The organism is Methylobacterium sp. J-088, assembly GCF_022829295.1.
In the GTDB taxonomy this organism is placed as follows: Bacteria; Pseudomonadota; Alphaproteobacteria; order Rhizobiales; family Beijerinckiaceae; genus Methylobacterium.
Genome location: NZ_JAKSYH010000260.1, coordinates 60,206 through 83,781, shown reverse-complemented (window position 1 = coordinate 83,781; position 23,576 = coordinate 60,206). Strand labels below are relative to the sequence as shown.

The window sequence follows — 23,576 nt, the reverse complement described above, 5'->3', positions numbered from 1 at the left end:
TGTGCGGTCTGCGCCGGACGGGGCAGCGTCACGCCTTTCCGCGGAGCGACCCCGGGCTTCCGCGGTCGCTCCGGTCGCGGATCGACCGGCGGGGCCGCGCGTGCCGCCGACGCCTGCCGTGAACGCGGCTCGTACACGAAGCGGGCGACCGCGGGATAGGGACGCGCGGGAATTTCCGGGGGCCGCCCCCTGAGCCCCGGGCGCTGCGACGTCACCAGTCCCGCGGCCGGGTCTTGGCGGCCGGGTCTTGGCGTCGGCGACCCGGACCTTTAGGAAGGCGCCCAGGCCGGGGCGGTCCCGCCCGCGATCGCCGGACCGGCCGAACCCCCCTGATGTCTCTCGCGGATCGCGACGTGGGCAGCTGTTCGGGCTTCTCGCGTATCCGGACCCCACCATGCGCCTTCGCAATGTGTTCGCCGCCGGATTACCGGAAAAGGCCGGCCTCGCCGGGGCGGCGCAGTCCCTCGCGCGTCCGCTGACCCGCCGGCTCAAGCGCCGCCGCGGCGAACCCCGGCAGGCGGACCTGATCCAGGCGGTCAAGGCATCCGGCTTGTTCGATCCCACTTGGTACGCCCGGCGCTATCCAGACGTGGTCGGGGAGGGGATCGATCCGGCGGTGCATTACGCGGTCCATGGCGGCCGCGAGGGTCGCTGGCCGCACCCGCTGTTCCACGGCGACCTCTACCTCGATTCCGTGCCGGGGCTCCGGGCCGAGGGCATCAACCCGGTACTCCACTACCGTGACCGCGGTGCCGAGGCGGGGATCCGCCCCAACCCGCTGTTCGATCCGGACTGGTACGCCGAACGCTATCTCGGCGGCGCAGAGCATCGCGGCCAAGCCTTCCTGCACTTCCTGGCCAACCCGGGCACCGACCCATCGCCGCTGTTCGACACGGCTTGGTACCTGTCCCGCTACCCGGATGCCCGGGCTGCCGGCGGCAACGCCCTCGCTCACTATTACGAGGCGGGCCGGAAACAGGGCTACCTGCGCAATCCGGAGGAGTTCGCCGGGTTGTCGCGGCACGTGGACCTGATCCGCCGCTCCGGGATCTTCGACGCGGAATTCTACCGCGCGCGCTGCCCCGAGGCCGAGACCAGCGGGCTCGAGCCCCTGGAGCACTACGTCATGGCGGGCGGCTATCGCCGCTATGCGCCCCATCCGCTGTTCGACCCCGATTGGTACGCGGCCCAATCCGCCGCCGTGCGGGCCGACGCTCTCAATCCCCTGGTCCATTTCTTGGAGCATGGTGCCGCCGAGGGGCTGGATCCCGGCCCCTGGTTCGACACGCGCTGGTACGCCGAGACCTACCTCGCCGACGACGATGTCGCGCAGAACCCGCTGGTGCACTTCCTCGCGGACGGGGGACGCAGCACCAGCCCGTCGCCGCGCTTCGACGCGCCATGGTATCTCGCCCGCTACCCGAAGGTCGCGGCCCTCGGGCTCAACCCGCTCGTCGATTACGTGCTGACCGGCCTGGAGGCGGGGCGGCTCACCCGCCGCGTTCCCGGAAGCGCGGTGCCGGAGGCGTCCGACGCCCGCTTGTCCTGCCTCAAGCGGGAGCCGCGCCGGCACAGCCGCACGGCCCTGTTCATCACCCATTGCCCGGAGGGCCGGATCCGCGGCCACGTCGAGCCCTACTTGAAGGCCTTCGCGGAGAACGGGGCCGATATCGTCCTGATCATCGCCGCCGACCAGCGGAAGAACGCCGTGCCGCAGGCGATCCTGGATCTCTGCACTTCGGTCTATCTGCGCGAGAACAAGGGCTTCGATTTCGCCGCCTGGGCGCATGTCCTGCTGGAGGACGTCGATCTCCTCGACTCGGAGACGCTGTATCTGGCCAACGACAGCCTCGTCGGTCCCCTCGACGGGAACGATTTCGCCGCGCTGCTCACGAAGATCGATGCGTTCCCGGAGGCGGTAATCGGGCTCGCCGACAACTTCTACTATAGTCACCACCTGCAGAGCTTCTTCCTGGCCCTGAAGCGGCGCTGCCTGTCGTCGTACGCGTTCAACCACTTCCTCCTGTCGGTGGCGAACTGGCCGGACAAGAACTCGGTGATCACCGAGTACGAATTGACCTTCTCGCAGCGGATGCGGGCCGCGGGGCTCGGGATGCGCAGCCTGTTCTCGGCGCAGAACAAGCACATGTCGCTGGTCAACGATCCGCGCAACAACCGCACCCTGTTCGACTGGGAGAACATGCTCAGCCAGGGCTTCCCGTTCGTGAAGCGCTCGCTTCTGGGCGAGCATGCCGCGATCGGCGGAACGGCGGTGCGGGAGGCGATTGCGGAACGCGGCTTCGACCTCGACCGGCTCGACGTAACCTACACGTATCCCGGCGCCAGGATCTGGGCGGACCTGCGCGAACCCGAGGCGCCGGAGCGGCCGCTGCGCGTGTCGTTCATCTCGCCGATGAACTACGCCAACGGCCTCGGTGTCGCGGCCCGCAGCTACGCCCGCGCGCTTCACCGCGCGCCGTTCGCTCTGAACATCCATCCGATGGCGCGGCCGTTCCACGTCCACGCCCGGGTGGCGCCGGCTTGGCAGGCCCGGACCTTCTCGGGACCGTCGGATGTCGCTCTGGTGCATTTCAACGGCGACAGCTGGCACTCGCTCATGAGCGACGCACAGCAGGCGACAGCCGCGCAGGCGCATTTGAAGATCGGGCTGTTCGTCTGGGAGACCTCCCACGTGCCGGGCGGCTGGTTGCCGACCGTCGACGGGCTCGACGCGATCTGGGCGCCCACCGAGTTCTGCGCGGCGATCTTCCGGCAGATCACCGACATTCCGGTCGATGTCGTGCCCTACGTGGTCGAGAACGAGGCCGGCGAGCCGGCGAGCGCCGCCGCGAAGGCGAATCTGCGCAAGGCTTTCGCGATCGACCCGTCCAAGCGGGTGGTCCTCTATGCCTTCGACGGGTCGAGCTACCTCGCCCGTAAGAATCCGCACGCGCTGATCCGGGCGTTCCGGGCGGCCGGTCTCGGGCAGGCCGGCTGGCAGCTCGTGCTCAAGACCAAGCACGTCTTCGACCTGCCCGAGGAGGGCAAGAAGCTGCTCGACCTCGTCGGCACCTCGGGCGATGTCGTGGTGATCGACCAGCCGCTCTCGCAGAACGAGCTCGGCGCCCTGTTCGACCTCTGCGCGGTCTACGCCTCGTCGCATTCCTCGGAGGGCTTCGGCCTGACGATCGCCGAGGCGATGGAGATGGGCAAGGTCGTGGTCGCCACCGATTACGGCGGCTGCCGCGACTTCCTCGACGCCACCTGCGGCTTCCCCGTGAAGGCCGAGGTCACCGCCCTGGACCAGACCTACGGCCCCTACCTGCGCGGTGCCGAGTGGGGACAGGTGGACGAGGCCGACCTCGCCCGTGCCCTGACCGATGCGGCCCGGGCAGTGACGGGCGGAGACGCGGCTCGGATCGGTGCCGCTGCCCGGGCACGCATCCGCGAGCGGCTGTCCACCGCCGCGGTGGCGGCCGCCATGGAGGCGAGCCTGTCTCGCCTCCGCGCCGAACGGTCCTGATTCCCCGGAGACGCGACCTGTGTTGAAGAAGAAGCCGGTCCCGGCCCCGTCGGCCTCCTGGGGGGCGCTCGCGTGGCCGGACGCGATCCTGCCGCTGCCCCTCGACGCGCAGTTCCGCCCCCTCGACGAGCGCCGGCTCGGCCAGATCGCCGCCCGGCAGCTGCCGTCCTGCCGGGCCGTGTTCGTCGCCCCGGCGGCCTCGGAGCTGCGCCCGGACCTCGTCGCGCAGCTCACGCGTACCCTGGCCGAGCGGCCCGATATCGGCATCTTCTACGGTGACGACGCCGTGGTGGACGGCACCGGACAAGTCCGCAGCGTCCATTGCAAGCCGGCCTTCAACCCGGCTCTGCTGATGGCCGACGATTACATCGGCTCTCCGCTGCTGATCCGTATTGCGGCCTTCGCGGGCCTGGTCCCGGATTTCCGTCAGCGCTACCCGAGTGCCGCGTGGTTCCGGTACCTGCTCGGGGCGATCTCCGCCGGCATCGGGATCGATCGGATCCCCGAGACCCTGATCGCCTCGCCGCTGGAGCGCCCGAAGGCGACGCGCACGGCCCGCGCTCACGCCCTCGACCGCTGGTTCGAGATGACGGGCGTCCCGCTGCGCACGAGTCCCGGGCTGACGCCGGACACGCTGGAGATCCGCCGGACGCTCGATCCGCGCCCGTCCGTCACCCTCGTGGTTCCGACCAACCAGAGCCGCCCGAAGGACGATCAGGGCCGCCCCGTGGAGGGCGCCAAGCCGCACGTGATCAACCTGCTCGACAGCCTCGGCCGCAGCACCTATCCGGCCGACCGAATCCGGGTGCTGATCGGCGACGACGTGGCCGACGATGCGATCTATCGCGGCCGCTCCGACCGCTTCGCCCTGACCCGCATGCTGACGACCCGGGCACCGGGAGAGCGGTTCAACTATGCCGCCAAGATGAACACTCTCTGGCGGGCCGCCGAAACCGACATCGTCATCTTGATGAACGACGACCTCGTGGTGCGCCGGCCCGGCTGGATCGAGGCGCTGCTGACCTTCGCGCTCGACCGGGGTGTCGGCGGCGTCGGCGGCCGGCTTTTGTTTCCGAATAGCAAGATCCAGCATGCCGGCATGACCGGCGGCATCTTCGACGTGTTCGCCCATCCCTGGTACAACCGGGATGCTGCGGAGCCCACCTATGGTGACTGGGCGTTGACCCAGCGCGACTGCTCGGCGGTGACCGGCGCCCTCTTCGCGACCCGCAAGGCCGTGCTCGACGCCGTGAATGGTTTCGACGAGGATTTCGCCCTCGACTTCAACGACGTCGATCTGTGCCTGAAGATGCGCCAGCTCGGCTACCGCATCGTCTACACGCCGTTCGCCGAGATGGCACACCACGAGAGCGCGTCGCGCCAGACCAGCTTCGCCCCGGGCTCGCAGACCGCGCGCTTCCTGCGCCGCTGGCACGACGTACTGGCGGAGGATCCCACCTACTCGCCGCAACTGCGCACCGATACCGACGTGGTCGCCCCCCGGGCCGACGCGACACGCTGGATCACGGAGCGGCGGCGGGAGGGCTGATTGCGGTTCCGCTTCCCCGCAAGCGGGGCGAGGGAAGTGTCGCGGTTTTTCAAACCCCGATGTTTGAATATCGTCGCTGGCACGGGAGAGGACGCCGGTCGCGCTCCGCCGCCAGCGTCGTCCTCGCGCGCCGGATAATTTCGATCGGGTGGAAGTCAGATCGACGCCAGATTCGATGAAGCAAGACCAGCAAATGGGCCGGATCCGCGGGTAAAACTCCTTATAAAGCCACTCTCATGACCCGTGGAGTAGACGACGGTGCTGTCGCCGATTCAACGGGCACTGCGCCTCGCGTTCCGGCGCTGGTCGAGGCGTCGCTGCGCTGGATGCGCCGGGCCCGCACGCTGGTCGTCGGCTGAGAAACAGGGCGCCCACTACAGGGCCTCCCCGCGCATCAGCCGGGGCCGCGATCCACGCGCGGCGGCAGCCTCGCCGATGAAGAAGCGCTTGAGCCCCGGCAGCCGGTCCACGAGCCCGAGGCCGAGATCCCGGGCGAGCCGCAGCGGCAGCGCATCGTTCGAGAACAGGCGGTTCAGCCCGTCGGTCGCCGCCGCCATGGCGAAGCTGTCGAAACGCCGGGCGCGCTCGTAATCGCGCAGGACATCGGGGCCGCCGGGATCGAGGCCGAGGCGCAGCGCACCGGTCACCGCCTCGGCGAGGGAGGCGGCATCCGCCAAGCCGAGGTTGAGTCCCTGGCCGGCGATCGGGTGGATCACGTGGGCGGCATCGCCCAGCAGGGCGAGGCGCGGCGCGTAAAAACTCCGGGCGAGGCCGAAGGCCAGGGGGTGCCGGCTCGGCCCATGCTCCAGGGCGAGCGTCCCGAGATCGAGGGTGAAGCGGCGCTCGATCTCGGCCAGCACCTCGTCGGGCTCACCGGACAGCAGGGCGTCGGCCGCGTCGGCGCGCTCGGTCCAGACGATCGAGGAGCGATGGCCCAGGGCTCCGCCGTCCCGCAACGGCAGGATCGCGAACGGGCCCGCGGGCAGGAAATGCTCGATGGCTCGCCCCCCGTGTGGTTGGGCGTGGCCGATGGTCGCCACGATGCCGACCTGCGGATAGGACCAGCCGACCCAGCCGATCCGGGCCGCCTCTCGCAGGCGCGAGCGTGCGCCGTCGGCGGCGACCAGGAGATCGCCGCGCAGCTGCACGCCCATGGTCAGCTCCGCACGGATCGCCGGGCCCTCGGGCGTCGCGCGCATCACGCCGGCCAAGACGAAGGCGACGCCGGCCTCCCGGCAGGCCTGCCCCAAAGCCTCGGCCAGGGGCTCGGCCTCCACCATGTGGGCGAAGGGCTCGCCGTCGACCCGATCGTCCTCCGCCTCCTGGTCGAACGCGCAGCCGAAGGTCAGGAAGACCGGGCGCACCGGATCGGCGAGGCGGCTGTCGCTGATCACCATTGCGGTGATGGGCTCGGCCGCCTCCGAGAGCCGGTTCCAGACACCGAGGCGGTTCAGCATCCGGCGCGCCCCTGCCGCCACCGCGTAGGCCCGGCCGCGATGGCGCGCCGGGTCGGCGCCGGAGGGATCGATCACCGTCACGGCGAGTGCGGCTCCATGGGCCTGCTTGAGCGCGAGCGCCAGGGCGAGGCTGGGCAGGCCGCCCCCGGCGATCAGGAGGCGGCGGCTACCGGGGCGGGGCGTCTCGGCCGTCATCGTGGCGGATCTCCGGTGTGACTCCCGCGCGGGAGACGTTGGCTTGGTCGGTTCGATAGGCCTATGTCGCACGCGGGCAACGAACGGAAACCCCGCGCGCCATGACGGACGCCAATACCGACGCGATGACCGACGCCGTCGCCGAACTGATCGCCATCCTCGACCTCGAACGCCTGGAGGTCGACCTGTTCCGCGGGCAGAACCCGAAGACCGGCTGGCGGCGGGTCTTCGGCGGACAGGTGGTGGCCCAGGCGCTGGTCGCCGCCACCCGCACCGTTCCGGACGATCGTCCGGTCCATTCCCTGCACGCCTACTTCATGCTGCCGGGCGATCCCCGCACGCCCATCGTGTACGAGGTCGAGCGGATCCGGGACGGGCGCAGCTTCACCACCCGACGGGTCAAGGCGATCCAGCACGGGCGGGCGATCTTCGCCACGACGGTCTCGTATCAGGTCGCGGAAGAGGGCCTCGTTCACCATCCGGCGATGCCGGACGTGGCCGGTCCGGACGGGCTTCTCGACGGCAAGGCGCTGGCGGCAGCCGGCTGCAGCGGCATGCCGGAAGCCATTGCCGCGTACTTCGGCCGCGAGCGGCCGATCGCCCTGCGTCCGGTCGACCTGAACCGCTACATTGCCGCCGAGAAGGGCGGCCGGCCACCCGAGCCGGTCTTCAATGTCTGGCTGCGGGCTGCCGCGACCCTGCCGGACGATCCGGCTCTCCACCGGGCGGTGCTGGCCTACGCCTCCGACATGACCCTGCTCGACGTCTCGCTGATCCCGCACGAGCGCTCGGTGTTCGATCCGGCCATCCAGGCCGCGAGCCTCGATCACGCGCTCTGGTTTCACCGTCCCGTGAAGATCGATGACTGGCTGCTCTACGCCCAAGACAGCCCTGTCGCCGGCGGCGCCCGCGGTTTCGCCCGCGGGCAGATCTTCGACCGCGTCGGCAACCTCGTTGCCTCCGTGGCGCAAGAAGGACTTATCCGGCTGAAGCGGGATTAAAACGCGTTCCCGCGCGTGCGTTGCGGATTTGTCACTCACGGAAATGCTGCTTGTTGAGCAGATTGCCGCAATTGGAGGCACGTCCGTCCCAGTAAGTGCACGTCGCATGGTCGTGGTCGATCAATCCGTGGGCAGATGACAGGTCGTGGAAAAGGTTCCCGGTTAAGCTTATCTGGCACAGTCCTTGAATAGCGGCGTTCGACCGCGGGCCATCCCGAGCCCGCGGGCGACCCCGCCGGGTCGCCTGCGGATTGGGTGACGGCAACGGTTCCCAGGCATTTCCAAGGGGGCGTCGCCCATGAAGATCGTGATGGCCATCATCAAGCCGTTCAAGCTGGAGGAGGTGCGCGACGCGCTCACCGGAATCGGCGTGCACGGCCTGACGGTGACGGAGGTGAAGGGGTATGGCCGGCAGAAGGGCCACACCGAGATCTACCGCGGCGCGGAATACGCGGTGAGCTTCCTGCCCAAGCTGAAGATCGAGGTCGCCGTCGCCTCGGACCTGACGTCGAGCGTCATCGACGCCATCGCGGGGGCGGCCCGCACCGGCCAGATCGGTGATGGCAAGATCTTCGTGATGCCGCTCGAAAAGGCCGTGCGCATCCGGACCGGCGAGACCGACGCCGACGCGCTCTGATCCGTGGCCCGGCGCGCCCGGGCCCGCAGAGTCCAGACTTTCTGAAACGATACGAATTTGAGACCGGGAGCCACGTGCCCATGAAACTTCGTCACGCCCTCATGCTCGGTTTGGGAGGGGCGGCCATCGCCGCCATCCTGATCGAGCCGTCGCTTGCACAGACGCCGACGCCGGAAGCCGCCTCGCCGCCGCCGTCCCCGATCCCCAACAAGGGCGACACCGCCTGGATGTTGATATCCTCGGCCCTCGTGCTGATGATGGCGGTGCCGGGCCTCGCACTGTTCTACGGCGGCCTGGTGCGCACCAAGAACATGCTCTCGGTGCTGACCCAGGTCTTCGCGATCGTGTCGATCGTCGGCCTGCTGTGGGTGTTCTATGGCTACAGCCTCGCCTTCACCAACGGCGGCGGTATCAACGACTTCGTTGGCGGCTTCTCGAAGGCCTTCCTCAAGGGGATCGACGCCAACTCCACCGTGGCGACCTTCTCCAACGGCGTCGTGATCCCCGAATACGTCTATCTGTGCTTCCAGATGACCTTCGCGATGATCACCCCCGCGCTGATCGTTGGCGCCTTCGCGGAGCGGATGAAGTTCTCCGCCCTGGTGGTGTTCACGATCCTCTGGGTCACGCTCATCTACTTCCCGATGGCCCACATGGTCTGGTACTGGGGCGGCCCGGATGCGGTCGGCAACGCCGCGAAGGCGCTCGCTGCCGCAACGGACGACGCGTCGAAGGCCACCGCTCAGGCGGCGCTAGACGCGGTCAACAAGGATGCCGGCTTCCTGTTCCAGAAGGGCGCCCTCGACTTCGCCGGCGGCACCGTGGTGCACATCAACGCCGGCATCGCGGGCTTCGTCGGCTGCCTGATCATGGGTAAGCGCATCGGCTACGGCCGCGATCTGCTCGCCCCGCACTCGCTGACCATGACCATGATCGGCGCCTCGCTGCTGTGGGTCGGCTGGTTCGGCTTCAACGCCGGCTCGAACCTCGAGTCCAACGGCACGGCGGCGCTGGCCATGCTGAACACCTTCGTGGCGACCTGCGGCGCCGCCGTGGCGTGGCTGTTCGCCGAGTGGGCACTCAAAGGCAAGCCGTCTCTGCTGGGCATGCTCTCGGGCGCGATCGCCGGCCTCGTGGCCGTCACCCCGGCCTCCGGCTTTGCCGGCCCGATGGGCTCGATCGTGCTTGGCCTCGTCGCCGGCGTGGTCTGCTTCGTGATGTGCTCGACGGTGAAGAACGCGCTCGGCTACGACGACTCGCTCGACGTGTTCGGCGTGCACTGCATCGGCGGCATCCTGGGCGCGCTGGCGACCGGCATCCTGGTCGACCCGAACCTCGGCGGCGTCGGCATCCCCGACTACACCTCCAAGCCGGGCGAGCTGGCGGTCGGTGCCTACGACATGATGGGCCAGCTCATCATCCAGGCTGAAGCGGTCGGCCTGACCCTGCTGTGGTCGGGCATCGGCTCGGCGATCCTCTACAAGCTCGTCGACCTGACGATCGGCCTGCGGGTGACCCAGGAAGAGGAGCGCGAGGGCCTCGACATCGCCGATCACGGCGAGCGCGCCTACAACTACTGAGACGTGTGGCGCGGCCTTGCGGGGCCGCGCCTCCGGAATGGAAAACCCCGGCTCCGCGTGGGCCGGGGTTTTTCTTTGGCGATTTGGCCGCTGGGGTCGGCTCGCCTCAGAAGGATTTGGGCAAACCGGCCTGCTTCAACACGGCGTTGGCCGTCTGGCGGGATTTGATGCTGGAATCGACGACGACCTTTCGGCCAGTCTCGTTATGGCGCCAGATCTCGTGATCATCCCGGCCACTGCGAAAGAAGCGATACCCCTGAGCCTGCAGGAGCTTCTTGAGCGGCGGTGTGAAGTCGGGCACGCGGCTCCCACGCGCAGCCGATCATGCGCGTAGGCGATGAGATCGACCTCGATGCCTTCGCTCTGATCGTCTTCGAGAAGATCCTGGATCATCCCGGGGAGCTTCCGCCGCAACGCTTCGAGCGAAGGCGCCTCTGTCGCGAGCCCTGGAACATCGCTGTCCGAGACGTACCAGACGGCTGCGTCCGCATCCCAGGCGCAGCGAACAACGGCGTGGCGGCTCATCGCGGAACTCCGAGGCTTGTATCGAGACATCGCGCGATCCCGTCATTGGGGCAAGGCTGCATCGCCTCGCCCACAGAGGAGAGGTGCGGCCCCGCTCACGCCGCCTGCGTCAGCGCCGCCTTCTCCTCGGAAAAAGCCCAGTCGAGCCAGGGCGTCAGCGTCTCGAGATCCGACGTCTCCACCGTGGCGCCGCACCAGATCCGCAGGCCCGCGGGGGCGTCGCGGTAGGCTCCGATGTCGAGGGCGACGCCCTCCCGCTCCAGCCGCTCGACGATCCCCGCCGCAATGGCCGAGACCGCCGCGTCGCCCCGGGCGAGCACGTCCGGATCGGCGATCACGAGGCAGACGCCCGTGTTCGAGTAGGTCGCCGGATCGACCGCCAGCGGCGCGATCCAGGGGGTGCGCGCCACCCAATCGTAGATCGCCTTGGCGTTGGCGTCCGCCCGCGCGTGCAGCGCCGAGAGACCACCGATCCCCTCAGCCCAGGTGAGCGTATCGAGGTAATCCTCCACCGCCAGCATGGAGGGCGTATTGATCGTGTCGCCCTTGAAGATGCCCTCGATCAGCTTTCCGTCCTTGGTCAGGCGGAACACCTTCGGCAGCGGCCAGGACGGGGTGTGGCTCTCCAGGCGGGCCACGGCGCGTGGCGACAGGATCAGCATGCCGTGCGCGGCCTCGCCGCCCATCACCTTCTGCCAGGAGAAGGTCACGACATCGAGCTTGTCCCAGGTCAGCGGCTGCGCGAAGGCTGCCGAGGTGGCGTCGCAGATCGTCAGGCCCTCGCGGTCGGCGGCGATCCAGTCGCCGTTCGGCACCTTCACGCCGGCCGCGGTGCCGTTCCAGGTGAAGACGACGTCGCTGTGCCGGGTATCGATCGCCGCGAGGTCGGGCAGCACGCCGTAGGGCGTCTGGTGGATGCGTGGCGCGATCTTGAGCTGCTTCAGCGCGTCCGTGACCCACTCCTTGCCGAAAGCTTCCCAGGCCGCGACCTCGACGGGCCTTGGCCCGAGCATCGTCCACATCGCCATCTCGACGGCGCCGGTGTCCGAGGCCGGCACGATGCCGATCCGATAGTCGGCGGGCACCTGAAGGACGGAGCGCGTCAGGTCGATCGCCCGGGCGAGCTTGGCCTTGCCAATCGGCGACCGGTGCGACCGGCCGAGCGCGGCGTCGGCCAGGGCGGCCGGGGTCCAGCCCGGACGCTTGGCGCAGGGGCCGGAGGAGAAATGGGGCACGCGCGGGCGCTGCGTGGGGCGGGTGGTCATCGCGAATCCATCCTGGCAGAGGGGCATTCCTCGCAGGGAGGAGGTCCCGAACTCGCGCATGCGCCGAAACCCGGCGTCTGGCAAGCGTCGGCCAGCGTTGCGATCCCCACGGGGTGGCCCCGGGCGGGACAGGCAGTCCGGGAGCGCGGAACAGTCGATTAAGCCTGACCCGTTAGGCTTAATGCTGTGCCGCGTAGCGTTTGAGGTACATCGATGTCTATGCACAGCGCCGCGATAGTGGCGATCTGGTCCGCTCTGCTTGTGGTTATTGGAGCCTTAACGGCCCACATCGCGCTCCCGTATCGCCTGCGACGTCCGATGCCGCAGACGCTGCAGATCGATCCGTTGGATTACGACCGGGACGGTCCTGTGATCGATCTTGAGGCGGCCTGACCCGCGCCGTCGAGGTCCGGCCGCCGCTCTGCGGTGAGGCGCTCGGCCTGTTCCCGCCGCCAGCGGGCGATGGCGGCGTGGTTGCCGCCGGAGAGCACGTCGGGGATCGCGCGGCCCTCCCAGTCCCGAGGCCGCGTGTAGTGCGGGTATTCGAGGAGTCCGCCCTCGAAGCTTTCCTCGATACCGGATTGCACCTTGCCCATCACGCCGGGCAGGAGCCGCACGCAGGCGTCGAGCACCACCAGGGCGGCGATCTCGCCCCCTGAGAGCACGTAATCGCCGATCGAGACCTCCTCCAGGCCGCGTCCGGCGATCACCCGCTCGTCCACGCCCTCGAACCGGCCGCAGACGATCAGCGCGCCAGGGCCTTCCGCGAGGGTGCGAACCCGCGCCTGGGTCAGCGGCCGGCCGCGGGGGGACATCAGCAGGCGTGGGCGCGGGTCGTCGGGCGGGCTCGCGGCGTCAATGGCGGCGGCCAGGACATCGCAGCGCAGCACCATGCCGGCGCCGCCCCCGGCCGGGGTATCGTCCACCGCCCGGTGGCGGCCGAGCCCGTGCTCGCGGATGTTGCGCGCCTCCAGGCTCCAAGTGCCGCGGGTCAGAGCATCGCCCGAAAGCGAGATGCCCAGCGGGCCTGGGAACATCTCCGGGTATAGGGTGAGGATCGTGGCCCGCCAGGGCGTGTCCGTGTGCGTCATGGCGCTTGATCGCGCGCCGGGTGCGGCACGGTCAACGCCACCGGCACCAATCCGGCCCGCGGGCTGTTACCGGCCATGATCCGGATCCCGACCCTCATCCCCGCCGTGTTGGCCGTCGTCCTCGCCGGGCCGGTCTGCGCGGCCGAGCCGCTGGCGCCTGCGGGTGCTCCGGCCGACGCCTTCCCGAAGCCCGACCGGCCGGTGGCCGAGATCGTCGCGCCGCGCTGGTCCTCGGAAGCCGCGCGCGACAAGGCCGGCGAGTTCGCCGAGGTCGCCCGGGGCATGGGCTTCGCCCCGGGTGAGACGGTGGCGGATATCGGGGCGGGCAGCGGCTACGACGTGGTCCGGCTAAGCCCACTGGTCGGCCCGGGCGGCCGGGTGCTCGCCGAGGATGTCACGCCGGATTACCTCGCCGCCCTGGAAACGCGTGTGAAGGGCCTCGCCAACGTGACCGTCGTGCGGGGCGAGCCGCATGATCCGCGCCTGCCTCCAGCCTCCGTGGATGCCGCGATCCTCGTGCACATGTACCACGAGATCACCCAGCCCTTCGGCCTGCTCTACAATCTCGCCGCGGCGATGCGCCCGGGCGGTCGCGTCGGCATCGTCGACGCCGACGATATCCCGTCCCGCCACGGCACTCCTCCGGCGCTCCTGCGCTGCGAACTCACCGCCGCTGGGTATCGCGAGACCGGGTTCCATCCGTTGAAGGATGGCGCCTACCTCGCGGTGTTTGCGGCGCCCCCGGCCGACCAGCGACCGTCACCGGAGACGATCCGGCCCTGCCGGGACGGGGCGACGCGGCGGTGGCGGCTGCCGGGGGATCGCTGTCTTGGGACGCGTACGGCGCAGGCCTTCACGCTTTCTCAGCCCAAGGTTGTCAGCATCGCGGCCCCGTCGCCCATGATGCAGGCCGCCGCATGCTCCTCGGACTCTGGCTCGACCAACCCCTCTGGGCGATCTTCGCGGTGCTGGCCCTGCTGTTCGGCGTCCTCGGCGTGATCCTGTACGGGCTCTCGCACCTGCGCCGCACGCGTCCGATGATGCGCCGCCTCGGTGCCGGCATGGTGCCCACCTACTTCACCGCGCTCGCGACCCTGCTCGCCCTATTGACCGGCTTCGTGGCCAACGATGCCTGGGAGCGTCAGCGCGCGGCCTCCCGCGCCCTCCAGGCCGAGCGCGCCGACGCCCTGGCGCTCTACGATCTCAGCCTCGCCTCGGCCTCCGACATGCGCAACATCCGGTCGGCGCTGGCGGCCTATCTCGACGCGGTGATCGAGCGGGAATGGCCACGGATGAGCGAGGGCGGCTACGCCCCGGAAGCCGGGGCCGGGTTGCGGCGGCTCTTGGAGACGGTGTCCGATCCGAAGATCACCACGGAGGCGGGCGCGCCGACCCATGCTGCCCTTCTCAGCGCCGCCATGGCTCTGCGGGGTGACCGCGGCGAACGGCTGGCGCTGAGCCAGACCGCGAGCGACGGCACCAAGTGGCTTACCCTGCTGATCCTGGCGGCGCTCACCCTGGTGGCCCTGGGGCTCGTCCACACGGAGCACCCGGCCGCCCAGGCGACGGTGCTGACGACCTTCTCGTTGGCGATGGTCACCACCCTCGGCCTGATCGCCCTGCACGAGCGCCCCTTCGACGGGCCGCTGGCGATGAGCGCAGAGCCGCTGGTGATCGCCCGGGCCGCCGTGGTGGCGCCGGCGCCCTGAGCAGGGTCCGCGGGAGTGGCTGCCGGTTTTTCGACGGAACACCTGCTGCGAGATCAGCCCGGATCGTCGGTCGGCTTCTCGCCCGGCGGCGCGAACAGATCGTCCGGCGCCACCACGGTGACGCGGCGTTGCGCCACGTCGAGCACCGGCACGAATGCCTTGGTGAAGGGGAGGAGCGCCGTCGCGCCGCCGTTCGGCGGGCGCAATTCCAGAAGGTCGCCGCCGCCGTAATTCGGGACGGCCACGATTGTCCCGATGACTGTGCCGGCTTCGTCCAAAGCCGTGGCGCCGATCAGATCGGCGGCATAGACCTCGTCCTCGTCCTCGGGGGCGCTCAGGCGATCGCGCGGAATGAACAGGGCGACGCGATTCAGCGCCTCGGCCGCAGTCCGGCCGGAAACACCCGTCACCCGGGCAATCAGCATGTCGGGGGATGTGCCGGGGGCGATGCGCACCTCGGCGAGCGTCAGGCTGCGCCCGTCCGCGGTCAGCAGAGCGCCATAGCTGGCGATCGCCCGCGGCTCGGCCGTGTAGGATTTGAGGCGGACCTCACCGGTGAGCCCATGTGCCCGCCCGAACTCGCCCAACAGGACGAGGTTCGAATCATCGGGCGGGGCGGCCGGCTTCGCGGCCGGCGCCTTGGGCGAAGTCGCGGCGTCGAGCGCAATCGCGCCGATCGCCGCGTTTACGCGGCTCCGGCGGCCGCCGTCGCGGGGGGAGGGACCTGCGGGGCGGCGCGCCATGGTGAAGCGCCTTACGCCGCAGCGTCCTCGGCGGGTGCGGCGGCCTTCTCGGCACGCTTGGCGGCGCGCTCCTTGGCCTTCTCGCCCGGCTCCGCCTTTTGCGGGTTGTTGCGCGTCGGGCGCTTGGCAAGGCCGGCCTGATCGAGGAAGCGCAGGACCCGGTCGGTCGGCTGCGCGCCCTTGGCGAGCCAGCTCTGGATCTTCTCGTTGTCGAGCACGATGCGGGCCGGATCGTCCTTGGCCTTCATCGGGTCGTAGGCGCCGACCTTGTCGATGAAGCGGCCATCGCGCGGGGCGCGGGCGTCGGCGACGACGATGCGGTAGTAGGGGCGCTTCTTGGCGCCGCCGCGGGTGAGACGGATCTTGAGGGCCATGGTCTGACTACTTTCGCTGTTGTTCGATCTGGGATTCGTGGTCCGCCTTGATCGATTGGTGGTGCCGGATGACTTCCTTGACCACGAAGGCCAGAAACTTCTCGGCGAAATCGGGGTCGAGATTGGCATCGACCGCGAGTTTGCGGAGCCGGGCGACCTGACGGGCCTCCCGGTCCGGATCGGAAGGGGGGATCCCCTTTCGGGCCTTGAGCTCGCCGACCCGCTGCGTGCAGCGGAAGCGCTCCGCGAGAAGATGGATGAGCGCGGCATCGAAGTTGTCGATGCTGTCGCGCAGGCGCGCGAGTTCGGGATCGACGGCTTGCGCCGCGAGCACGTTCATTTCTTCTTCCCAGGCATGAACCCACCGAGACCCGGCAGCTTCGGACCGCCCAGGCCCGGAAGCCCCGGCATCTTGGGCATGCCGCCCCCGCCGAGGCCCGGCGGCATCGGCGGCAGCTTGCCGCCGAACTGCTTCTCGATCTGGGCGATCTGCTCCGGCGTCGGCTCCGGCATGCCGGGGGGCAGGCCGGGCATGCCGCCGCCCATCCCGCCACCGCCCATCCCGCCACCACCGAGCCCGAACATCGAGCCGAGCGCCTGCCCGATCCCGCGTTTTCCGGAGCCCATCGCCTTCATCATGTCGGCCATGGTCCGGTGCATCTTCAGGAGCTTGTTGATCTCCGAGACGTCGACGCCCGAGCCCGCCGCGATGCGCTTCTTGCGGCTGTTCTTGAGCAGATCGGGGTTCTTGCGCTCCTGCGGAGTCATGGACGAGATGATCGCCCGCTGGCGCTTGAACATCTTCTCGTCGAGGTTGGCGCCCTCGACCTGCTTCTTGATCGCGCCCATCCCGGGCAGCATACCCATCAGGCCGCCGATGCCGCCCATCTTCTCCATCTGGGCGAGCTGCATGGACAGGTCTTCGAGATCGAACTTGCCCTTGCGCATCTTCTCCGCGGTGCGGAGCGCCTGCTCGTGGTCGATGGTCTCGGCCGCCTTCTCGACCAGCGAGACGATGTCGCCCATGCCGAGGATGCGGTTGGCGACGCGGGACGGGTGGAACTCCTCGAGCGCGTCGACCTTCTCGCCGACGCCGACGAGCTTGATCGGCTTGCCGGTGACGGCGCGCATGGAGAGCGCCGCGCCGCCGCGAGAATCGCCGTCCATCCGGGTCAGTACGATGCCGGTGACACCCAGCCGCTCGTCGAAGGCCCGAGCGGTGTTGACCGCGTCCTGGCCGGTGAGCGCGTCGGCGACCAGCAGCACCTCGTGGGGCCGCGTCGCGGCCTTCACCTCGGCGGCCTCGGCCATCAGGGCCTCGTCCACGGTGGTGCGGCCGGCGGTGTCGAGCATGACCACGTCGAAGCCGCCGAGTCGGGCCGCCTCCATGGCGCGCTTGGCGATCTGCACCGCGGACTGACCGGCCACGATCGGTAGGCTCTCGACGCCGACCTGCTTGGCCAGCACCGCGAGCTGCTCCATCGCGGCTGGGCGGCGCGTGTCGAGGGAGGCGAGCAGCACCTTGCGCTTCTCGCGATCGGAGAGGCGCCGGGCGATCTTGGCGGTGGTGGTGGTCTTGCCCGAGCCCTGCAGGCCGACCATCAGGATCGGCACCGGGGCGGGGGCGTTGAGGTCGACGGTCTCGGCATCGGTACCGAGCATCGCCACCAGCTCGTCGTTGACGATCTTCACGACCATCTGGCCGGGCGTCACCGATTTGAGCACGACGGCGCCGACCGCCTTTTCCTTCACCTTGTCGGTGAAGCCGCGCACCACTTCGAGGGCGACGTCGGCCTCCAGCAGGGCACGGCGCACCTCGCGCATGGCGGCGGTGACGTCGGCCTCGGTGAGCGCACCGCGGCGGGTGAGCCCCGAGAGGATGCCGGAGAGGCGATCGGACAGGCCTTCGAACATGCTCTGAACCCGCGCTTACTGTTCGAGCCCGGCGCGCTCGACCCGGCGCGCCTGGAGATCGGCCTCGAAGCCGCGGACAGCCTTGGCGAATTTGTCTCGGCAATCCGGGTTGCAGAAGCCCACCACGGCACCGTTGTAGAGCGTCAACGAGTCGGCCGAGATCGGCTTGCCCGACCACGGGCAGATCTCGTTGATCGCGTCCTCGATCTTCAACGCTTCTTGATCTCGCGTCATGGGGGTGCCTCGGCCGGCGGATCCCGTCACCGCACATCGGCCAACACCTATCGCGCCCGAGGGCGCACACGCGCTGTCGGGCGTTGACCTCCGGTCTCACGGGACCGGTCGGCTTGGCATCGGTCGATCTGCGAAGGATCGGGAGCGCGTGGCGTAGCCGCGATGGCGCGGAAAGTCAATTTCCGGGTTGCGGCTCCCGTCGTGGCCACTGCCACCTTTACCGATCGTTAAGCATGTTCCGATTGTCTACGAGGCGAATTCGTTCAGGACGCCGCCCCATGTCGGAACCCGCCCGCTCCCTGCCGCCCGAGTCCAGCGGCCGCCCCGCGCCCGGGCCGCTTCGGGACTGGCTCTCGGCGATGAAGACCCACAGCCCGGCTGACGCAGCGCGCCCGGACCAGAAGGCCGGCCCCGGTGCCGCCGAGACCGCGTGGTCGCCGCGGGTCGTGGCGCCCGCTGGGCCGTCGCAGGCAGCCGAGACCGAGGATGCCGACATCTCCGAGCTGATGGCCGAGAACCTGATGCTGAAGGCCAAGCTCCGCCTGGAGGCCGAGCACCAGGACCAGCTGCAGGCGCTCCTCGCCGAGGAGATCCGCACCCTGCGCGCGCATATCCAGGACGAGATCGGCTCCCTCGACGATCTGCGGGCGGAACAGGCGGAGATCCGCGCGGAGCGCGAGCGCTTCAAGACCGAGCGCGCAGCGACGCAGGCTGAGCGCGAGCGGGCCGCGGGCGAGCGTTCCGCCCTGATGGCCGAGCGTGACGCCCTGCGGGAGGAGCGCGACGTGTGGCGTGCCCGGACCGAAGCTTTGGCCCAGCCGCTGTTCCAGATGCAGAAGCGCTGAGCCCTGAAAAGCCGAAGGGCCACCCGCGAGGGTGGCCCTTCCATTGCCGAACCATGTCGTCCGGCGGAACTGTCCCGATGATCGGGTCTCTAGCGCGTCTTAGAACGACACGCCGGAGGCGACGGTCCAGGTCCGATGAGCCGAGACACACGGCTGATGACAATGAGACACTGGATCACCTCCTTTCGTTGGTTGCGGATGAACGGAAGGTAGGCGGTGCGAGGCGGCTTGTGAAGCCCCGCGCCTGCGCCCGTTTGTCCTCCCGAAATCTGGGCTTTACGGGCCCGTACTTTCCCGCACCGGCCGGCGGGCGTAAGACGGGGTTGTCACGCCCGCAGCCCGAGCCGCCTTGAACGCGCCCTTCACCAACCCGCTGCGTCCCGCCGACGAAGCCGCCCTCGATCCTGACGCGATGCGCCAGCCGCTCGGGAACGCGTGGTACTGCGTCGGCCAGTCCCGCAACCTCAGCAAGGCCGGCGGCAAGGCGGGTCTGCGTGCGGTGGAGCTGAACGGCGAGCAGATCGTGCTCGGCCGCGCTCCGGACGGTGCCGCCTTCGCGCTGCGGGATCGCTGCCCCCACCGTGGCATGGCCCTGTCCAAGGGCCGGTTCGACGGCGACACGCTCATGTGCCCGTTCCACGGCTGGCGTTTCGGCACGGATGGGCGCTGCCGCGACGTTCCGACCCTGTCGGAGCATGACGTCGCGGATTACTCGCGCATCCAGGTCCAGCGCTTCCCGATCCGCGAGAGCGCCGGCTTCCTGTGGGTCAACCCCCATATCGGCCCGGCTGGCCGCGATATCGCGGCTGTGCCCGAGCTTGATTTCACGCCCGCCGGATCCCTGGTGGTCGAACTCGTGGTCCAAGCTTCCTTCGATCTCACGACCCTGAGCCTCGTCGATCCCGGCCACGTCGCCTTCGTCCACGATTCGTGGTGGTTCCGGCCCTCGAAGCAGCTCCGCGAGAAGGTGAAGACCTTCCAGCCGGTGCCCCACGGCTTCGTCATGACGAGCCATGCCACCACGACGAGTTCCCCGGTCTACCGGTTGCTCGGCGGCGTGCCGGAGGTCGAGATCGAGTTCCGCCTGCCGGGCGTGCGCCTTGAGCGGATCCGTGCCGGCGAGAAGCGCGTGGCGAACTACACTTTCGCGACGCCGCTGACACCGGACCGGACGCTGCTCACCAACGCCCTCTACTGGAGCATGCCGACGCTGAACCTGCTCAAGCCGGTCGCCCGCCCGTTGATGCGGCAGTTCCTGACCCAGGACCAGCAGGTGCTCCAGCACGCGCAGGACGGCCTCGACCGCAAGCCGACCATGGTGCTGTTCGGCCAGGGCGACCTGCCGTCGCAATGGTATTTCCGCCTGAAGCGCGAAGCGCTGGAAGCGAGTCGCGACGACCGCGCGTTCACGAACCCGCTGGAGCGCAGGGAGCTGCGCTGGCGCTCCTGAGCGCGTCGCGGGCCGGCACCCCTTATCTCTCGCACCGGAGAACGGACCCGCGCAGTTCCAGGCTGGCGTGCGCGCTCTGGCGAGACAGCAAAGCTGTGAAGCCCGCAGCCCGCGTTGCGGGGGAGGGCGCGCGGACCGCAATCGACTGAACCCGCGTCATATCCGAGCCGGTTATGGGGATCTGAGAACCCATCGCGAGGTGAAGGCGAGCCGCGGATTGGATGCGCGGTAAGATCAATCGAGATCCAAATTTAAGATCCTATTAACCATACACAGAGCAGTAATATCCGCGCAGTACCTCTTTTCGAGACGCTTCGCGCCGATGCCTCGCTTCTTCATCGATCTTCACGACGGCTCGCAGCCGATCCGCGATGACGTCGGCTTCGAGCTGCCGGACCTGCCGGCCGCCCGCGCCAAGGTCACCCGGATCATGTCGGCCATCGCCCGCGACATGCTGCCCGATGTCGAGCGCCAGGATTACGTGGCCTGCGTGCGCGACGGCGTCGGCAAGGTCGTCTTCCGGGCGCGCCTGTCGCTGGCCGCCGAGGCGGTGGACTGAGGCTCGCCGTCGCAAGGCGGAGAACTTGACCGGCGCGCGCCACCCGCCATTTCCGGGGGTATGAAACGGCGAAGCCTGCTTACGGTCGCGAGCGCGGCCACGGTGATGACGCTCGGCGGCGTCGGCTATGCCGCCCACCGGCGTGGACGGAACCCCTATTATCGCGGCCCGGTCTCGGACCATTTCGACGGGCTGCGCTTCTTCCTGCCGGACCAGGCGACCGACAAGTCGCTGCCCGACGTGATCCGCTGGCAGGCCAAGCGCGCCCGGGAGCCCTGGCCGACGAACTTCCCAAGCCCCTTTCCGGCGGAGCGGCCGCCCGAGCGCGTCGGCGGCCTGCGGGTCGTGCTGATCGGCCACGCGAGCTACCTCGTCCAGGTCGCGGGCCGGAATATCCTGATCGATCCGGTCTTCGCCAAGCGCGCGAGTCCGGTCCGTTTCGCTGGACCGAAGCGGGTCAATCCGCCGGGCATCGCCTTCGCCGACCTGCCGCCGATCGATGCGGTGCTGATCACCCACAACCATTACGACCATCTCGACGGGCCGAGCGTCGCGCGAATCTGGCAGGCGCATCAGCCGCTCATCGTCGCGCCGCTCGGCAACGACGCGATCCTGCGCGGCTTCGACGATACGATGCATGTCGAGACCCGCGACTGGGGCCAGTCGGTCGATCTCGGCGACGGGCTGCAGGTTCACCTGACCCCGGCCAACCACTGGTCGGCCCGGGGCGTCCGGGATCGGCGGATGGCCCTGTGGTGCGCCTTCGTGATCACCTCGTCCCGGGGCGTGCATTATCACGTCGGTGACACGGGCTTCGGCGATGGGGCCCTGTTCCGGGACATCCGCGCCCGCTTCGGGCCGCCGCGGCTGGCGACCCTGCCGATCGGCGCCTACGAGCCTCGCTGGTTCATGCGCGCGCAACACGTCGACCCTGCCGAGGCCGTGCAGGCCTTCCGCCTCCTCGGCGCCGAGCAGGCGCTCGGACACCATTGGGGCACGTTCCAGCTCACCGATGAGGGCATTGAGCGGCCCGTGGAGGCGTTGAATGCAGCGCTCGGGGCCGCCGGCCTCCCGCCGGAGCGGTTCCTGGCCCTCAGGCCTGGTCAGGTCTGGGAGGCCTGAGAGCAGCGCCGCGCGCTGCCGCCCGATTGGGCATGATGCGTGCATGATACTGTATGCAGCATGGGGTCACGGTGGGAGAACGCCGTTGCGCGCCTGGAGAGCGGGCGCCGCTCCATGCGGCGCATCCGCTTCCAGCCGAGAGACACGATGGACTCGATCAAGCCGACACGCCGCTCGCTGATGGTGGGAGGCGCGGCACTGGCCGCCTTGGGAGCCCCGGGCCGGGCCGGCGCGCAGGGCGTGACGCCGGGTAGCCTGACCTACGGCATCTCGATGACCGACCTGCCGCTCACCACTGGCCAGCCAGACCGGGGCGCCGGCGGCTACCAGTTCACCGGTTTGACCCTGTACGATCCACTGGTTGCCTGGGAGCTCGACGTCGCCGATCGGCCCGGCAAGATGGTGCCCGGGCTCGCCACGTCCTGGGAGGTCGACACGGCCGACCCGAAGGTCTGGATCTTCCACCTGCGCGAGGGTGTGACCTTCCACGATGGCTCGGCCTTCGATGCCGACGCGGTGATTTGGAACTTCGACAAGGTGCTCAACAAGGAGGCGCCGCAGTTCGATCAGCGGCAGGCCGCGCAGGTGCGCCCGCGCCTGCCCGGCGTCGCGAGCTACCGCAAGCTCGACGGTAGGACCGTCCAGGTGACTACCAAGACGCCCGACAGCCTGTTCCCCTACCAGATGCTCTGGTTCCTGATCTCCTCGCCCGCCCAGTACGAGAAGGTCGGCCGGGACTGGGCGAAGTTCGCCTTCGAGCCGTCGGGCACCGGGCCGTTCCGTCTGGGTCAACTCGTCCCGCGGGTGCGCCTCGAACTCCTGCCGAACGTGAGCCACTGGAACCCCAAGCGGGTGCCCAGGCTCGCCAAGCTGACGCTCAGCTGCGTGCCCGAGGATCTCGCCCGGGTGAACGCCCTCCTGTCGGGCAACGTCGACCTGATCGAGGCGCCGGCGCCGGACGCCGTCCCGCGCCTCAAGGCGGCCGGCATGCGCATCGTCGGCAACGACACGCCGCATGTCTGGAATTACCACCTGTCGATGTTGGAAGGCTCGCCCTGGCGGGACCTGCGCCTGCGCAAGGCCGCCAACCTCGCCATCGACCGCGCCGGCGTCGTCGAGTTGATGGGTGGGCTGGCGCAGCCGGCCGTGGGACAGGTCCAGCAGTCGAGCCCCTGGTTCGGCAAGCCGAGCTTCCAGATCAAGACCGACGTCGATGCGGCGCGTAAGCTCGTTGAGGAGGCGGGTTACTCGGTGAAGAACCCGGTCAAGGCTACGATCCTGATCCCGACCGGTGGAACCGGGCAGATGCTGTCGCTGCCGATCAATGAGTACGTGCAGCAGAGTTGGGCGGAAATCGGCATCCAGGTCGAGTTCAAGACGGTGGAGCTTGAGGTGGCCTACACGGCCTGGCGTCAGGGGGCGGCGGATCCAAGCCTGAAGGGGGTTTCAGCCGGCAACATCGCCTACGTCACCTCGGATCCGTTCTACGCGATCCTGCGCTTCTACGATTCGAAGCAGATCGCCCCGAACGGCGTGAATTGGAGCCACTACCGTAACCCTGAAGTCGATGCCCTCTGCGACAAGGTCAAGGCGAGTCTCGATACCGATGAACAGAATCGGCTGCTGGCGCGCATCCACGAGATTGTCGTCGATGACGCCGTGCAGGTTTGGGTGGTGCACGACACCAATCCGCACGCCCTGTCGCCGCGGGTGAAGAATTATGTTCAGGCCCAGCACTGGTTCCAGGATCTTGCGACGCTGGCCTGACCACGGTCGATAGCCTTGAGGTGGCTGGAAGGATTT

At 69.1% G+C, this 23,576-nt stretch carries 20 protein-coding genes and 2 pseudogenes; 12 read left to right on the top strand and 10 right to left on the bottom strand.

What is annotated here, in order from left to right:
• Window positions 1-394 precede the first annotated feature (394 nt).
• Window positions 395-3,523: a rhamnan synthesis F family protein gene (locus MKK63_RS28480; protein ID WP_244007451.1), complete on the top strand. Its 3,129-nt coding sequence runs from the start codon at window positions 395-397 to the stop codon at window positions 3,521-3,523.
• A gap of 19 nt (window positions 3,524-3,542) precedes the next feature.
• Complete coding sequence (locus MKK63_RS28475) at window positions 3,543-5,072, top strand: glycosyltransferase family 2 protein (protein ID WP_244007449.1); 1,530 nt, start codon at window positions 3,543-3,545, stop codon at window positions 5,070-5,072.
• 374 nt (window positions 5,073-5,446) lie between these two features.
• Here MKK63_RS28475 and MKK63_RS28470 read toward each other — a convergent pair whose 3' ends face one another.
• Entirely contained in the window at window positions 5,447-6,724 is a 1,278-nt protein-coding gene (locus MKK63_RS28470; protein WP_244007447.1) for an FAD-dependent monooxygenase, read from the bottom strand.
• 101 nt (window positions 6,725-6,825) lie between these two features.
• On the opposite strand from MKK63_RS28470, the gene tesB reads away from it, so the two are divergent.
• The 3 genes from tesB (at window position 6,826) to MKK63_RS28455 (ending at window position 9,942) form a co-directional block, all read left to right on the top strand.
• Entirely contained in the window at window positions 6,826-7,725 is a 900-nt protein-coding gene (gene tesB, locus MKK63_RS28465; protein ID WP_244007445.1) for an acyl-CoA thioesterase II, read from the top strand.
• Window positions 7,726-8,023: 298 nt separating this feature from the next.
• Complete coding sequence (locus MKK63_RS28460) at window positions 8,024-8,362, top strand: P-II family nitrogen regulator (protein WP_010683623.1); 339 nt, start codon at window positions 8,024-8,026, stop codon at window positions 8,360-8,362.
• An 80-nt stretch (window positions 8,363-8,442) separates the two neighbouring features.
• Window positions 8,443-9,942, top strand: a complete 1,500-nt coding sequence (locus MKK63_RS28455) for an ammonium transporter (protein ID WP_243922695.1) — start codon at window positions 8,443-8,445, stop codon at window positions 9,940-9,942.
• Between the two features lie 106 nt (window positions 9,943-10,048).
• Here the strand turns inward: MKK63_RS28455 and MKK63_RS28450 are convergent, their stop codons facing one another.
• The 4 genes and pseudogenes from MKK63_RS28450 to trmD all read right to left on the bottom strand — a co-directional run bounded on the left by MKK63_RS28450 (window position 10,049) and on the right by trmD (window position 12,823).
• Window positions 10,049-10,243, bottom strand: coding sequence for a type II toxin-antitoxin system HicA family toxin (locus MKK63_RS28450; RefSeq protein ID WP_244007443.1), 195 nt, complete (start codon window positions 10,241-10,243; stop codon window positions 10,049-10,051).
• Window positions 10,244-10,278: 35 nt separating this feature from the next.
• Window positions 10,279-10,467 (bottom strand): annotated as a pseudogene (locus MKK63_RS28445) (DUF1902 domain-containing protein); the annotation flags it as partial.
• A 95-nt stretch (window positions 10,468-10,562) separates the two neighbouring features.
• Window positions 10,563-11,732 (bottom strand): phosphoserine transaminase, encoded by a 1,170-nt coding sequence (locus tag MKK63_RS28440; protein WP_244007442.1) that lies wholly within the window; start codon window positions 11,730-11,732, stop codon window positions 10,563-10,565.
• Window positions 11,733-12,082: 350 nt separating this feature from the next.
• Window positions 12,083-12,823, bottom strand: a complete 741-nt coding sequence (gene trmD / locus MKK63_RS28435; protein ID WP_244007440.1) for a tRNA (guanosine(37)-N1)-methyltransferase TrmD — start codon at window positions 12,821-12,823, stop codon at window positions 12,083-12,085.
• A gap of 75 nt (window positions 12,824-12,898) precedes the next feature.
• Here trmD and MKK63_RS28430 point away from each other — a divergent pair.
• Both MKK63_RS28430 and MKK63_RS28425 read left to right on the top strand, forming a co-directional pair.
• Window positions 12,899-13,633 (top strand): annotated as a pseudogene (locus tag MKK63_RS28430) (class I SAM-dependent methyltransferase); the annotation flags it as partial.
• Window positions 13,634-13,740: 107 nt separating this feature from the next.
• Window positions 13,741-14,532, top strand: a complete 792-nt coding sequence (locus MKK63_RS28425) for a DUF4239 domain-containing protein (RefSeq protein ID WP_244007438.1) — start codon at window positions 13,741-13,743, stop codon at window positions 14,530-14,532.
• A gap of 53 nt (window positions 14,533-14,585) precedes the next feature.
• Here the strand turns inward: MKK63_RS28425 and rimM are convergent, their stop codons facing one another.
• The 5 genes from rimM to MKK63_RS28400 are packed head-to-tail and all read right to left on the bottom strand — an operon-like array spanning window position 14,586 to window position 17,797.
• Window positions 14,586-15,275 carry a ribosome maturation factor RimM gene (rimM, locus tag MKK63_RS28420; RefSeq protein ID WP_244007436.1) on the bottom strand — a complete coding sequence of 230 codons (690 nt, stop codon included), beginning with the start codon at window positions 15,273-15,275 and terminating at the stop codon, window positions 14,586-14,588.
• A gap of 11 nt (window positions 15,276-15,286) precedes the next feature.
• Window positions 15,287-15,649 carry a 30S ribosomal protein S16 gene (gene rpsP, locus MKK63_RS28415; protein WP_020092607.1) on the bottom strand — a complete coding sequence of 121 codons (363 nt, stop codon included), beginning with the start codon at window positions 15,647-15,649 and terminating at the stop codon, window positions 15,287-15,289.
• Window positions 15,650-15,656: 7 nt separating this feature from the next.
• Window positions 15,657-15,989, bottom strand: coding sequence for a chorismate mutase (locus tag MKK63_RS28410; RefSeq protein ID WP_244007434.1), 333 nt, complete (start codon window positions 15,987-15,989; stop codon window positions 15,657-15,659).
• Window positions 15,986-17,563, bottom strand: a complete 1,578-nt coding sequence (gene ffh / locus MKK63_RS28405) for a signal recognition particle protein (RefSeq protein ID WP_244007432.1) — start codon at window positions 17,561-17,563, stop codon at window positions 15,986-15,988. Before ffh ends, MKK63_RS28410 begins: the two co-directional genes overlap by 4 nt.
• Window positions 17,564-17,578: 15 nt before the next feature.
• Window positions 17,579-17,797, bottom strand: coding sequence for a glutathione S-transferase (locus tag MKK63_RS28400; protein ID WP_244007430.1), 219 nt, complete (start codon window positions 17,795-17,797; stop codon window positions 17,579-17,581).
• 278 nt (window positions 17,798-18,075) lie between these two features.
• On the opposite strand from MKK63_RS28400, the gene MKK63_RS28395 reads away from it, so the two are divergent.
• The 5 genes from MKK63_RS28395 to MKK63_RS28375 all read left to right on the top strand — a co-directional run bounded on the left by MKK63_RS28395 (window position 18,076) and on the right by MKK63_RS28375 (window position 23,540).
• Window positions 18,076-18,642, top strand: coding sequence for an ATPase (locus MKK63_RS28395; protein ID WP_244007428.1), 567 nt, complete (start codon window positions 18,076-18,078; stop codon window positions 18,640-18,642).
• A gap of 412 nt (window positions 18,643-19,054) precedes the next feature.
• Complete coding sequence (locus tag MKK63_RS28390) at window positions 19,055-20,092, top strand: aromatic ring-hydroxylating oxygenase subunit alpha (protein ID WP_244007523.1); 1,038 nt, start codon at window positions 19,055-19,057, stop codon at window positions 20,090-20,092.
• Window positions 20,093-20,414: 322 nt separating this feature from the next.
• Complete coding sequence (locus MKK63_RS28385) at window positions 20,415-20,651, top strand: DUF6894 family protein (protein WP_244007425.1); 237 nt, start codon at window positions 20,415-20,417, stop codon at window positions 20,649-20,651.
• 60 nt (window positions 20,652-20,711) lie between these two features.
• A complete protein-coding gene (locus tag MKK63_RS28380; RefSeq protein ID WP_244007423.1) occupies window positions 20,712-21,773 on the top strand; it encodes an MBL fold metallo-hydrolase in 1,062 nt (353 codons plus the stop codon).
• 147 nt (window positions 21,774-21,920) lie between these two features.
• A complete protein-coding gene (locus tag MKK63_RS28375; RefSeq protein WP_244007421.1) occupies window positions 21,921-23,540 on the top strand; it encodes an ABC transporter substrate-binding protein in 1,620 nt (539 codons plus the stop codon).
• Window positions 23,541-23,576 lie beyond the last annotated feature (36 nt).